Below are 13,200 nucleotides of genomic sequence, written 5' to 3'. Positions count from 1 at the left end.
ACATGAGGTGCTTTAATATGAAAGATTATCCTATGTTAGAAAAAATAAATAACTATAAAGATTTGAAAAATTTAAATAAAGAAGAGATCGAAAAACTCTGTGAGGATATAAGAAGCTATATTATTGATGTTACATCTTTAAATGGCGGGCATATTGGACCATCCCTTGGAACTGTTGAATTGACTGTTGCTCTACTTATGGCTTTTGACCCTGAAAAAGACAAAATTGTATGGGATGTAGGACATCAAACATATGCTTATAAAATTCTTACAGATAGAAAAGAGCAGTTTAGAACTTTAAGACAGTATAAAGGAATTTCTGGATTTTCTAAGATAAAAGAAAGTAAGTATGACCATTTTGGCACTGGACATAGCAGTACATCTATTTCAGCAGCACTTGGTTTTAGAGTTGGAAAAGATTTAAAAAAAGATGATGTTTATACCATTGCTGTTATTGGCGATGGGGCTATGACTGCTGGTCAGGCTTTCGAAGGATTAAACAATGCTGGCTGGCTTGACCCATCAAGGTTTATAGTAATTTTAAACGACAATCAAATGTCTATATCTCCAAACGTTGGTGCTATATATACTTACTTTAATAAGATAATTACAAAGCAGGTTTTCCAAAAACCAAGACAAAAATTAAAAGAAGCTATCAATAAAATCTTTGGAGAGCAAGGTGTAAAAATATTTAGAAAGATAGAAGAATATACAAAAGGGCTTTTTGCTCCGGGACTTATATTTGAAGAGCTTGGGTTTACATACGTTGGTCCAATAGATGGACACAGTCTGTTTGATTTGGAGCAAACCTTGGAAAATATAAAACAGATGAGAGGTCCGATTTTACTTCATGTGATTACTCAAAAAGGAAAAGGCTATAAATATGCAGAAGAAAATCCAACCACATTCCACGGAGTATCTCCTTTTGACAAAATCTCTGGCGTATTTAATAAATCATCAAACTTGCCAACTTACAGCAAGGTTTTTGGTGATGCGTTAGTAGAGCTTGCAGAAAAAGATGATAAGATCGTTGCCATTACACCTGCAATGAAGGAAGGTTCTGGACTTGTAAAGTTTGCAGAAAAGTTTCCGGATAGATTTTTTGATGTAGGAATAGCAGAACAGCATGCAGCAACATTTGCAGGAGCACTTGCACTTGAAGGCTTTAAACCTGTTGCAGCTTACTACTCAACCTTTTTACAAAGGGCTTACGACCAAGTAATACACGATATAGCACTTCAAGAACTACCTGTATTTTTTGCGATTGACAGAGGCGGTTTAGTTGGTGATGACGGTCCAACCCATCACGGCGTTTTTGACATTGCTTTTTTAAGACCAATTCCAAACATGATTATAGCTTCTCCAAAAGATGAGCAAGAACTTAGAGATTTACTTTATATAGGATTAAACAGCAAAAGACCATTTGCCCTAAGATACCCAAGAGGTACGGGATACGGTGTAAAAATTGAAGGTTTTAATACAATTGAAATAGGAAGCTGGGAAATCTTAGACGAAGGAAGAGATATAGCAATTCTTGCAGTTGGAAAGTATGTTTACAGAGCATTGGAAGTTAAAAAACAATTAAGACTTAAAGGGTTTAATCCAACAGTAGTTAATGCAAGATTCATTAAACCAATGGATGAAAATTTATTAAATAAACTTTTAAAAACTCATGAATTTGTGATAACCGCTGAAGATGGAGTGTTAAACGGTGGCTTTGGTTCAGCCGTTGCTGAGTTTGTAATTGATAATGGTTATTCTAACAAAGTTTTAAGATTTGGCATTCCGGATAAATTTATTGAGCATGGAAAGGTAGAGCTATTAGAAAGAGATTTAGGTTTAGATGTAAACAGCATGGTAAACAAGATAGAAGAATTTTTAAAAGTTAAAAAAGCAGTTTTAAATACTGCTTGATTTTAGGCAAGGAAGTGAAAAGTTGGACGTTATGTCAATATTTTGGGTGGTAAATTTAATAAAAGTATTAGATTCTACTGACTTCAGAGCGACAAATAAGGTTGTCCTTTGATGATTATCATTTTGTCACATGCGGATTCTCTTTAAAAGCATTTAGATAGTTTTAAGATTTATTTTTCTTCCTTGCAAACTTTAATACAGCTAAAAACAATCCCTTTCAACTATATTTTTATTATTTTCATTTTCAAAGGCATTAACGGCATGAAAGCCGGCATAATTATTTGTTTGAAATATCTTTTCTATTAAGTAAGGCAAATCTTGATAGCCATATTTTGGATGAATGGAAAAAATCAGAAAATCATAGCTATCAAATCTTTTATCTATCTTATCTTTTAATTCTTTAAGAGCAAAGAAAAAAGATTTTTTATTTGAAGAAAAAACTTCTACTATCATCTTACTCTCCTTTTCCAAATCTTACCGTCACAACAGCCCATTGTGTTTGATTTGTGTTTATCTGGTTAAATTTCCATTTTTTTAAATATTTTATAACAGCTGTATCTATCTCTGTATCTCCTGTAATATTAATTAATTCCACTTTTTCAACGTTTCCGGATGGACTAATCCATATTTTGGCTTTTACAGACGGCTGTGATATGGATGATGTAAGCTTTGGTGGGGGTGGCTTGTATAATAAACTTCTGCTTAATGCCGTTCCTTCTGCTGATTTGTCTATATCTGATAATTTTTGCCCAAAAGATAGGCTTTCTTCTTGATTTGATTTTTGTACCCCAGACCCTTCCGGATTTTTACCAATCTGGCTTAAAAGTTTTAGGTTTTCATCTTCAATCTTTAATGTTTCTTTTTTTATAGGAGATTCTTGAGGTTTATCTTGAATTTTTTCTGCCGGCGTTGTTTTTGATGTAGTCTCTTTCTTCTCTATTTGATTTACTTGAGGCTTGTTAACCGGAAGATCTTTTTTCTCTTCATTTACAATAGGATTTTTAACTTTTACTTCTTCTTTTTTTGTCTGAACCGGTATTTTTTTGACTTCTACTTTTTCTATTTCTTTTCTTATTTCCTCAATTTTAATCTCAATGGGTTTTTGAGTATCTATACTTAAAGTCGGAAATGGAACGATTTTTAGAAAAATGTATAAGATAATGTGAATTATTAACGATATCTGAATTCCAACTATTAAAATTTTCCTGTCTTCATATAATGAGTTTTGCATATTTTAGCCATGTGTGGTTAGATAATGAAATATTAAATACAAAACTCCGATAAATATCAATACTTTTATTATGATTCTAAAAGCAAGACCAACTAATTTCATTACTAAATATGCTATGATAAGGATTATTATAAGTTTAATAAATTCTACGTCGTTCATCATCTGACTCTCTTTAACAATAAATAATTTATAAAATCAGGCTGTACGTCTGGCGAAAAATTCAACAAAGGAGGAGATTCTTCATACGGCTTTATAGAAACGACAACTTTATTTTCTTCCAGTTTTCCACTTTCTTTACCATCCTAAGGCTATAAGCCGAAGAATCTCCTTTTTAAATTCTAAAAAAGTGTAAACTTTATCCTATTCTCTTAATTATTTCTTCTGTCATTTCTGCAGTGTTTACTCTTTTAGTACCAGGAGACCAGATATCGCCTGTTCTGTATCCATCTTCAAGAACTTTTTCTATTGCCCTTTCTATGTCTCTTGCAGCTTCTGGAACTTTACATGTTATTTCAAGCATCATTGCTGCAGATAAGATTGTTGCTATTGGATTTGCAATTCCTTTTCCTGCTATATCCGGTGCTGAACCGTGGATTGGCTCATAAAATGCATATCTTTCTCCAATGCTTGCAGATGGAAGCATTCCAAGACTACCGGTTAAAGCTCCAGCTTCATCAGAAATAATATCTCCAAAAATGTTTCCGGTTACTATCACGTCAAAATCTTTTGGCCTTCTGATAAGCTGCATAGCACAATTATCTACATACATATGCTCAAGTTCTACATCTGCATAGTCAGCATGAACTTCGTTTACCACTTCTCTCCATAATCCGCTAACTTCTAAAACGTTTGCTTTATCTACGCTTGTAACTTTCTTTCTTCTATTTCTTGCAAGATCAAAAGCAAGCTTAGCAATTCTTTTAACTTCGTGTTCATAATAAATCATTGTATTATAGCCAACTCTTTCACCATTTCTAACTTCTCTTCCTCTTGGCTCTCCAAAGTAAACATCCCCTGTTAATTCTCTTAAAACTACTAAATCAACCCCTTTAATAATTTCTGGCTTGAGCGGTGAAGCATCTAATAAAGGTTCGTATGCTTTTGCCGGCCTTATGTTTGCAAAAAGTTCAAGCTCTTTTCTGATTCTTAGCAATCCTTTCTCCGGTCTTTTGTCTGTTGGTAAGTTGTCCCATTTTTCTCCACCTACAGCACCAAATAAAATTGCATCGCTTTCTTTACATATCTTTAATGTTTCCGGTGGTAGCGGGTCTCCTGTCTCATCAATAGCAGCACCACCAACAAGCCCAAATTTGTACTCAAAAGTTAATCCATATTTTTTAGCTACCACGTCGAGAACTTTTAATGCTGAGTCAATAATCTCTGGTCCAATTCCATCACCGGGTAAAACTGCAATTTTAAAATGTTTTTTCATTTACATCCTCCTACTTTATTTAAATTTTAAACTAATATCAAGCCATTTGGCAGAATGACTTACCGCTCCGGTTGATATAAAATCCGGTCCTGCTAATGCATAATCTCTTATATTTTCTATTGTTATATTTCCGGATACTTCAACAAGCTTTGACTTATTAATAAGTTTTACTGCTTTTTTTACATCTGTGGCAGACATGTTATCAAGCATGATAACATCAACAGGATTTTTTAATGCTTCTTCAAGTTGCTCAAAGCTTGAAACTTCAACTTCTATCTTAACCATTGGAGAGACTTTCTTTTTAATTTGATTTACTGCTTCTGTTATTGAACCGGCTAAAGCTATATGATTATCTTTTATCATTACCATGTCATAAAGTGCAAATCTGTGATTATCTCCACCACCAACTTTTACAGCATACTTTTCAAAAGCTCTGAATCCTGGAGTTGTTTTTCTTGTGTCCAGTAGTTTAACACCTGTATCTTTTATTTTTTCTACGTATTTGTTTGTTAAGGTTGCTATTCCGGAAAGTCTTTGAATGATATTTAAGCTTAGTCTTTCAGCTTTTAAAATGCTTTTACCATTGCCATAGACTATAGCTATAATGTCTCCTTTTTTTATGGACGCTCCATCTTTTACAAAATTTTCAAGCTTACAACCACCTACCAAATTATAAACTTCCTTGGCAAACTCAATTCCGGCTAATATCCCATCTTCTTTTGCTATCATGTAAGCTTCTATGGATTTATCCGTATCTAAATTGTCTGTTGTTATATCCTGGTGTCCAACATCTTCTTCTAAAAACTCTAAAAGCTTTTTTCTTACAAAATTTTTGTCCAGCATGTTAAAACGGTCTCACAATTACTAAAATCACTATTAAAATTAACAATACTGTTGGTATTTCGTTGTATATTCTGAAAAATTTGCCAGATTTATCACATGCATCTCTTTCAAATTTTCTTCTAACATGCTCATTATGGAAGAAATAAGCTATCAAAACCGCCACTAATGTTAGCTTGGCATGAAGCCATCCGCCGGATTTAAAAAGTTCAGGGTTCATAAATATCATGCTTAAACCTGTGATGAGAGTAATAACAAACGCCGGAATTCCGATTACATAAAAAAGTCTTTTTTCCATTATCTTAACAATCTTTACAAACTCTTTATTGTCTTTATTCTCTGCATGATAGACAAAAAGCCTTGGCAGGTAAAACAAAACTGCCATCCAAGAAACCATAAAGATTATGTGCATAGCTTTTATCCATAGATACATTCTTAAACTCCTAAACGTTTAGTTTTCTAATTAAAAAGTAATGAGATTCTTCGCCGGCTGCAGAATGACAAACAAGGTCGTCCTTCCTCTGATGCTTATCATTCAACCTTTATTGTCATCCTGAGGACTTTAGTCCGAAGGATCTCCTTATCTAAATTTTATAAAAATCACTAATATCTCACCCAAAGCATTTGTTTATCTATTATATAATATTATTCAAGCCGAAGGCTTCATATGTTATAATGAAATTAAAATATTTATCGGAGTTTTAATGAGTTTAAAAGACCATATTGCACTATTTTTAGCCACTTCATTTTACTTAGGTAAATTTCCCATCGCACCTGGAACGGTTGGAACACTGGGAGCGATACCGTTTTTTTATTTATACTGGGATAAAGGACTTTTAGCTCAAATTTCTATTACTTTATCTGTGTTTTTTATTGGCATCTGGGCATCTTATGAAGTAAGTCAAAAGTATAATGATAAAGACCCATCTTTTGTAAGCATTGATGAGATAGCCGGCTATATGGTAACTATGCTTGGAATCAATACAGCAAACATACCTTTAAATCAAGCTCTGATGTATTTCTTACTTGGCTTTGTTATTTTTAGAATAGTAGATATTCTTAAGCCACCACCAATTAAAACCTTAGAAAAATACCCAATGGGAATTGGCATTATGGCTGATGATATTTTAGCCGGTGTTTACAGCTGGATAATCTTACATGCATTAATATACTTCTTTAAATTTTAAAACAGGGGTAAGAAATGATTACATACAAAGATGCTGGCGTAGACATAGAAAAGGCTGATAAGTTTGTAGAAGAGATTAAAGGTTTTGTTCAAAAAACATTCACGAAAAATGTAATCACGCCAATCGGGGGCTTTGCATCTGCATACTTACTTGAAATAAGTAAATATAAAAATCCTGTTATCACATCTTCAACTGATGGGGTTGGAACAAAATTAAAAATAGCTCAACAGCTTAATAAACACGACACGATCGGCATTGACCTTGTGGCTATGTGTGTTAATGATTTGGTAACAACTACATCAAAACCTTTATTCTTCCTTGATTATTTTGCAACCGGTAAACTAAAGCCTGAAACAGCGGTAGAAGTTATAAAGGGTATAGCAAAAGGTTGTGAACTGGCTGAATGTAGCTTAGTAGGTGGAGAAACTGCTGAAATGCCCGGCATGTACAAAGATGACGAGTATGACTTGGCGGGTTTTGCCGTTGGCATTGTAGAAAGAGAAAAAATGCTTGATGGTAGCAAAACAGAAAAAGGAAATATACTCATAGGCATTGCATCCTCAGGCGTTCATAGTAATGGCTACTCCTTAGTTAGAAAGATTATAGAAGTAAAAGGATATTCTTATAAAGATTATTTCCAAGAATTTGGAAAAACATTGGGGGAAGAGTTATTAACTCCAACAAAAATTTATGTTAAAACGATCTTAACCTTAGCTGAAAGAATAGATATAAAATCTATAGCACACATCACAGGCGGTGGGATACCAGGAAATCTTATAAGAGTAATTAGACCGGGTTTAAAAGCTGTGATAGAAGAAGGTTCATGGGAAGTTTTACCAATCTTCAAATGGATCGCGAAAGAAGGACACGTTCCAAAGGAAGATATGTATAAAACATTCAACATGGGCATAGGAATGATTTTAGCAATTGATAAGAAGGATGAAAAAGAAGCTATTCAATTGCTCGAAGATTTAGGAGAAAAACCTTATATAATTGGTTATTTAGAAGAAGGTGAAAGAAGTGTTAACATTATTTGATGGAAGGTATAAATGTCAAAAAATTTAGTAGTTCTTATATCCGGAAGAGGAAGCAATCTAAAAGCCATCTTAGAAGCTATAAAATCCGGGAAGATAAATGCTAAGGTATCTTTAGTTTTGTCAAACAAAAAAGATGCAAAAGGGCTTGAAATAGCAAAAGAGTATGGCATAAAAACAAAATTTATAGACCCATCATTTTTTGAAACAAGAAGGGGATACGACATATACATAGCAGAATTAATTAAAAAAGAAAATCCGGACTTTGTGGTTTTAGCCGGATATATGAGAATCTTGTCAGATGAGTTTATAGATGCTTTTGAAGGTAAAATTGTAAATATACATCCTTCTTTAGTTCCGGCTTTTCAAGGTAAAAGCGCACAAAGACAAGCCTTAGATTATGGCTCTTTAATAACCGGATGTTCTGTTCATTTTGTAACTAAAGAACTTGACAATGGACCCGTAATAGTTCAAGCGGTTGTTCCAGTTTTACCGGAGGACACAGAAGAGAGTTTATCCAATAGAATTTTAGAGTTTGAACATAAAATTTATCCACAGGCTATTAAATGGTTAGTTGAAGATAGAGTGGTAGTAAGTGGTAGAAAAGTAATTGTAAAGGATGCAAAATATGGCACTTTACCAGTCAATCCATCTCTTGAAGATTTTTAAAAAAAGAGTATAATATTGGTTAATGTTTATTAACCGGGAGGTTATAAAAAATGCAAGCAACTATGGAAAAAACAAGCTGTCCACAACCAAGCTACTTTGAGAAAAATAAGTTTACAATTTTAAGAAACATTGCATATCTGACTGTCATATTTTTGTTAATTATTATTCCTATTTTCAAGATAGCAAAAATAGACATTGCAAGAAATGAAGCTTATATTTTTGGAAATCCTGTGACAGTAGCTGAAGGTTTAGCACCTGTTATCTTTGCAGGTGGTATATTTGCAATTCTTGTAATTGTTTTAAACCTTGTTCTTGGAAGAGTATTCTGCGGATGGATTTGCCCCGGTGGATGGTTTGCTGAGGTTCAAGAAAAAATAAGAAGAATGACTTGGACGCCAAAATCACCAACAACAAGTAAAATTTTTTATATTGTATTTACTCTTATAACATCTGTTTTATTCTCTTTGCTTTTCTTAAACTGGGTCACAGATTTAAGAGTATTTTTCTACAAAACAAACCCGGCATTTGTTCCTATGTGGATTGTTTTTCTTGGAATGACCGGAATGTTTTATTTTGAACTTTTCATCGGTAAAAGATGGTGCAGGGTTTTCTGTCCAACAGGAATTTACCAAAAGATTACTCCATATCACCATTTATATAAACCTACGTTAGTTAACGTAGATGCTTGTACAGACTGTAGAGAATGTGTCAAAAATTGCCCTATGGCATTAGACCCAAGAAGAATGGCTTACATTCAAGACTTTTATAAAGGAATTGCAGCTTGTATAGAATGTTATAATTGTATAGATTCTTGCACAAAAGCTCAATCTGAAAAATGCCTACCTGTAGCAATGGGCATTGTGAAAGAATTACCTCCAAGAGACCCAGATTTTATATCTGGAAAATCTCTGAATAAGCATTAATTTTATATTACCCTCCTCCCCTCCCAAACCCCCTCATTGACCCTCCGCGAAGGAGGGTCCTTTTTTATTTAAATGTAATAAAAGTATTAAAGTTTCTTTCCCATCCTATAAAGTCTTTAGTCAGTTAATCAATGGAGCTGTTCTAAAATTTTTGCAATTCATAGAATTGTAAATGACACCATTGTTTATTTCATTGCCAGGACTTTAGTTCGAAAGATCTAATGTTTTAAAGAAAGTGAATAAGTGAGTAGTGAAAGGGTGAAGATTCTTCTCACAGCTTTAGAATGACAATCAAAAAAGTTGATTAATTTTCTAGACTTAGCTAAAGCTTTAAAACTCTTTCATAATTTGAGGTTGTTCTAAAATTCTCGTAAACTTACCTTTCCGTGTCATCCTGAGGCTGTAAGCCGAAGGATCTCTTTTTTGATTTTTTGACTTGAAAAGAAAAAACATTAGATTCTTCGCCGGCTGCAGAATGACGATTTGGATTCTTGGAACAGCCTCCTTTCATAATTTAAAGCAAGCTATATCTTTAAAAATGCTATAATAATAAAATCACAAAAACACAGGGAAATATGGTAAAAAAATGAAAAAGCTATTCAAAAATCCTGTTTTTATTATTGTTCTTCTTACTTCTTTGATGGGATTGCCATTTATTGCGTTTTTGCTTGATAAATATTTATTGCATATGTCAAATCCATTGCTTTTCTTGGCAGAAGTTAGCATAATAGCTCTTGGTACTACATCTGCAATAATAATATTATTATTTTTCTTTAAATAGGAGGTTTACGATGAAAAAAATTTTATTTTTAGGATTTAGCAGTATATTTTTATTTTCCTGTGCGTCTGAAGATAAAATAACTACATTGCAAAGAGAATTGTTAAGTTTAAGACAAGAAGTAAATGAATTAAAAGATAGGACTAATGACAACACAGAAAATATAAAAAACATCAATGCTCGTTTAGATAAGCTTTCTCAAAAAGTTGCAGAAAATTCAGCAGATATAGAAAAATTAAAAATGGGAAGACAAACATATGCATCTTCACCAACTCCACCGCAAGAAGTCAAAAAAGAAGGGAAAGAAGAAGTTGCTGTTCCACAGAATGATAAGCAATTATATCAATATGCATTAGACTTGTATTTTAAAGGAAATATAGAAGAATCGAGAAAAGCTTTTACAGAGTTTCTTAAGAAATATCCTGATTCTGACCTTTATGGAAATGCAATTTTCTGGGCAGGTCAAACTTTTTATGCAGAAAAGAAATACAAAGATGCGATAGATATTTGGGAAATATTCTTAAAAAAATGTGATGAAGGAAAGATCAAAAAATGTAATAAATATCCGGATGCAATGTTAAAACTTGGATACTCTTACATTGAGCTTGGAAATGAAGAAAAAGGAAAACAATATTTACAAGATTTAATAAAGAAATATCCAGATTCTGAGCCAGCATCTCTTGCAAAGAAAAAGCTTGAGGTTCTTAAGTGATAGAAAATCTGTTTAAGATACCTGACCATGTTGCTATCATCATGGATGGAAACGGTAGATGGGCTAAAATGAGAGGCCTGGATAGAGTTTATGGTCATAGAGAAGGTGTTAAGACTGTCGAGAGAACAATAAAATTCGCAAAAAAGGTAGGTATAAAATACATTACTTTATTTGCATTTTCAACAGAAAACTGGCAAAGACCCATAGAAGAAGTTAATGCAATAATGCAGTTGTTTGTAGAATATATACATGAAAAACTACCGTTTTTGAAAGAAAATGATATAAAGCTTTTATTTATGGGAAGAAAAGAAGGTTTATGGGATAGTGTTTTAGAAGCTATGAAAAAAGCTGAAGATGAAACTAAGAATTGTAGTAGCCTTACCGTTATAATTGGACTAAATTACAGCGGAAAGGCTGAGATTGTTGACGCTGTAAATAAAATACTTAAAAGTAATGTTGAAAAGATAGATGAAGAAAGTTTTAGAAATTATCTATATCTTCCAGAAATTCCAGACCCGGACTTGTTAATCAGAACAAGCGGAGAAAAAAGAATATCTAATTTTCTACTATGGCAGCTTGCCTACACTGAGCTTTACTTTACCGATGTTTTATGGCCGGATTTTGATGAAGAAGAGTTTTTGAAAGCTCTTTATGATTATCAAAGCAGAGATAGGCGTTTTGGAAGAGTATGAAAGAATTCATTAAAAATTTATTAATCACCTTTGGAGTTATTCTTTTATTCTTTTTACCATTTCATCTTATAAAGCCATCAAATTCAAAGAACGAATATCCAATAAAAACCTTAGATATAAAGAACCTTGAACCTGCCATTGGCGTTGAAGGTGGAGAGTTAAAAAGGTCTTTGTCTGCAGATGCTAAAACATTAAATCCAGTAATGGCTCAAGAGACAAGCTCAACTGCAATAATAGGAATGTTGTTTAATGGACTTACGAAAACAAATGTTAAAACGCTACTGCCGGAGCCAGATTTAGTAGAAAAGTGGGAAGTAAACAAAGATGGCACTGTATGGATTTTCCATCTAAGAGATGCAAAATGGTTTGATGGAAAGCCGGTCTCTGCCGATGATGTAGTCTTTACATACAATCAAATTTACTACAATCCAAACATTCCATCTTCAGCTAAGGATGTTTTAACAGTTGAAGGTAAACCTTTTAAAGTTGAAAAAGTAGATGATAAAACAATTAAATTTACACTTCCAAAGCCTTTTGCTGTTTTCTTAAATGCAGTTTCACAGCCAATTTTACCAAAGCATGTATTAGAAAAATCAGTCAAAGAAGGAAAATTTCCATCTACTTGGACGGTTAACACAGACCCAACGCAAATAATCGGGACAGGTCCATATAGGCTTGTAAAATACGTTCAAGGTCAGTATGTAATATATGAAAGAAACCCTTACTACTGGGAAAAAGATGAAAAAGGTCAAAAACTACCTTATATAGTATCTATAAAATCACAGATAATAAAAGACCCTGACGTTTCTTTAGTTAAATTTTTGTCAGGAGAGTCTGATATATACGGCGTAAGGGCTACCGATTTATCTAAGCTTTTAGAAAATGCAAAAAAAGGAGATTATACAATCTACAACCTTGGGGCTACACCTTCTACGTTGTTTTTATTTTTTAATCAAAATCCAAAAGCACCGATTGAAAAATACAAATTAAAATGGTTTCAAAACACAAAATTTAGACAAGCTATTTCGTATGCGGTTGATAGAGAAGGAATAAAAAATATAGTTTACAATGGACTTGCAACGCCAATTTACACAGCAGTAACTCCGGCAGACAGAAGACTTTATGATGAAAATTATTATCCAAAATACCCGTACAATCTTCAAAAAGCAAAAGAAATTTTATTATCTATCGGGTTTAAAGAAGGGAAGGACGGGTATTTGTACGATAATGAAGGTCATAAGCTAAGCTTTACGCTTATAACAAATGCAGGCAATAAAGAAAGAGAAGCAATTGGAAATATTTTAAAAGAAGACTTAAGAAAGATAGGGATTGAAGTAAACTTTCAAGGACTTGATTTTAATAACTTAGTCTCAAAACTAATGTCTAATTATGATTTTGAAGCTGTAATCATTGGGTTAACCGGAAGTATGGACCCATATTTTAGCCAAAATGTATGGCTTTCGTCCGGTCATATGCATATGTGGAATCCAAAACAACAAAAGCCGGCTACTGATTGGGAGGCTGAAGTAGATAGACTTTTTAACCTTGCCGCTGTAGAACTTGACCAGAATAAAAGAGATGAGCTTTACAAAAAAGCATTTAAAATCATCGGAGAACAACAGCCTATGATTTTTATAGTTGCACCGCAGGAAATGGTAGTAGTAAGGAATAAGCTAAAAAATGTTTTTCCTACTGTTTGGGGCTGGTATAAAGATGAGTATGTTTATATAAAAGAGTGAGAGGGCGAAAAAAATCAGTAATCCTAATAGAAAAAAGAGGAGATCCATTG

15 protein-coding genes are annotated in these 13,200 nt (G+C 33.2%); 9 read left to right on the top strand and 6 right to left on the bottom strand.

The genetic code is table 11. The features are described from left to right. Window positions 1-17 precede the first annotated feature (17 nt). Complete coding sequence (gene dxs, locus SYO3AOP1_RS03365; RefSeq protein WP_012459365.1) at window positions 18-1,913, top strand: 1-deoxy-D-xylulose-5-phosphate synthase; 1,896 nt, start codon at window positions 18-20, stop codon at window positions 1,911-1,913. 201 nt (window positions 1,914-2,114) lie between these two features. Here dxs and SYO3AOP1_RS03360 read toward each other — a convergent pair whose 3' ends face one another. The 6 genes from SYO3AOP1_RS03360 to hemJ form a co-directional block, all read right to left on the bottom strand. Then, window positions 2,115-2,366, bottom strand: coding sequence for a hypothetical protein (locus SYO3AOP1_RS03360; RefSeq protein ID WP_012459364.1), 252 nt, complete (start codon window positions 2,364-2,366; stop codon window positions 2,115-2,117). A gap of 1 nt (window position 2,367) precedes the next feature. Beyond that, window positions 2,368-3,144: an energy transducer TonB gene (locus SYO3AOP1_RS03355; RefSeq protein ID WP_012459363.1), complete on the bottom strand. Its 777-nt coding sequence runs from the start codon at window positions 3,142-3,144 to the stop codon at window positions 2,368-2,370. 3 nt (window positions 3,145-3,147) lie between these two features. Next, window positions 3,148-3,303, bottom strand: a complete 156-nt coding sequence (locus tag SYO3AOP1_RS09325; RefSeq protein WP_156769242.1) for a hypothetical protein — start codon at window positions 3,301-3,303, stop codon at window positions 3,148-3,150. A 196-nt stretch (window positions 3,304-3,499) separates the two neighbouring features. Beyond that, the gene (leuB, locus tag SYO3AOP1_RS03350) at window positions 3,500-4,576 is read right to left on the bottom strand and encodes a 3-isopropylmalate dehydrogenase (protein ID WP_012459361.1); all 1,077 of its coding nucleotides are present in this window, start codon (window positions 4,574-4,576) and stop codon (window positions 3,500-3,502) included. 15 nt (window positions 4,577-4,591) lie between these two features. Next, window positions 4,592-5,419 (bottom strand): carboxylating nicotinate-nucleotide diphosphorylase, encoded by an 828-nt coding sequence (gene nadC / locus SYO3AOP1_RS03345; RefSeq protein WP_012459360.1) that lies wholly within the window; start codon window positions 5,417-5,419, stop codon window positions 4,592-4,594. Between the two features lies 1 nt (window position 5,420). Continuing rightward, entirely contained in the window at window positions 5,421-5,849 is a 429-nt protein-coding gene (hemJ, locus tag SYO3AOP1_RS03340) for a protoporphyrinogen oxidase HemJ (protein ID WP_012459359.1), read from the bottom strand. A 271-nt stretch (window positions 5,850-6,120) separates the two neighbouring features. On the opposite strand from hemJ, the gene SYO3AOP1_RS03335 reads away from it, so the two are divergent. The 8 genes from SYO3AOP1_RS03335 to SYO3AOP1_RS03300 all read left to right on the top strand — a co-directional run bounded on the left by SYO3AOP1_RS03335 (window position 6,121) and on the right by SYO3AOP1_RS03300 (window position 13,150). Beyond that, window positions 6,121-6,603: a phosphatidylglycerophosphatase A gene (locus SYO3AOP1_RS03335; RefSeq protein WP_007545895.1), complete on the top strand. Its 483-nt coding sequence runs from the start codon at window positions 6,121-6,123 to the stop codon at window positions 6,601-6,603. Window positions 6,604-6,620: 17 nt separating this feature from the next. Beyond that, window positions 6,621-7,640, top strand: a complete 1,020-nt coding sequence (gene purM, locus SYO3AOP1_RS03330; protein WP_041674698.1) for a phosphoribosylformylglycinamidine cyclo-ligase — start codon at window positions 6,621-6,623, stop codon at window positions 7,638-7,640. Window positions 7,641-7,652: 12 nt separating this feature from the next. After that, window positions 7,653-8,306: a phosphoribosylglycinamide formyltransferase gene (purN, locus tag SYO3AOP1_RS03325; protein WP_012459357.1), complete on the top strand. Its 654-nt coding sequence runs from the start codon at window positions 7,653-7,655 to the stop codon at window positions 8,304-8,306. A 50-nt stretch (window positions 8,307-8,356) separates the two neighbouring features. Next, window positions 8,357-9,229 carry a 4Fe-4S binding protein gene (locus SYO3AOP1_RS03320; protein WP_012459356.1) on the top strand — a complete coding sequence of 291 codons (873 nt, stop codon included), beginning with the start codon at window positions 8,357-8,359 and terminating at the stop codon, window positions 9,227-9,229. A gap of 586 nt (window positions 9,230-9,815) precedes the next feature. Continuing rightward, the gene (locus tag SYO3AOP1_RS03315) at window positions 9,816-10,010 is read left to right on the top strand and encodes a hypothetical protein (RefSeq protein WP_041674526.1); all 195 of its coding nucleotides are present in this window, start codon (window positions 9,816-9,818) and stop codon (window positions 10,008-10,010) included. Between the two features lie 10 nt (window positions 10,011-10,020). Next, window positions 10,021-10,719: a tol-pal system protein YbgF gene (ybgF, locus tag SYO3AOP1_RS03310; RefSeq protein WP_012459355.1), complete on the top strand. Its 699-nt coding sequence runs from the start codon at window positions 10,021-10,023 to the stop codon at window positions 10,717-10,719. Continuing rightward, window positions 10,716-11,411, top strand: coding sequence for an isoprenyl transferase (locus SYO3AOP1_RS03305; RefSeq protein ID WP_012459354.1), 696 nt, complete (start codon window positions 10,716-10,718; stop codon window positions 11,409-11,411). The genes ybgF and SYO3AOP1_RS03305 overlap by 4 nt, the downstream gene beginning before the upstream one ends. Continuing rightward, on the top strand, window positions 11,408-13,150 hold the full coding sequence (locus SYO3AOP1_RS03300) for an ABC transporter substrate-binding protein (protein WP_012459353.1): 1,743 nt from the start codon (window positions 11,408-11,410) through the stop codon (window positions 13,148-13,150). The genes SYO3AOP1_RS03305 and SYO3AOP1_RS03300 overlap by 4 nt, the downstream gene beginning before the upstream one ends. Window positions 13,151-13,200 lie beyond the last annotated feature (50 nt).

This window comes from Sulfurihydrogenibium sp. YO3AOP1 (assembly GCF_000020325.1).
In the GTDB taxonomy this organism is placed as follows: domain Bacteria; phylum Aquificota; class Aquificia; order Aquificales; family Hydrogenothermaceae; genus Sulfurihydrogenibium.
The sequence above is the reverse complement of the archived record's forward strand: the minus strand, read 5'-3'. Positions and strand labels throughout refer to the sequence as shown.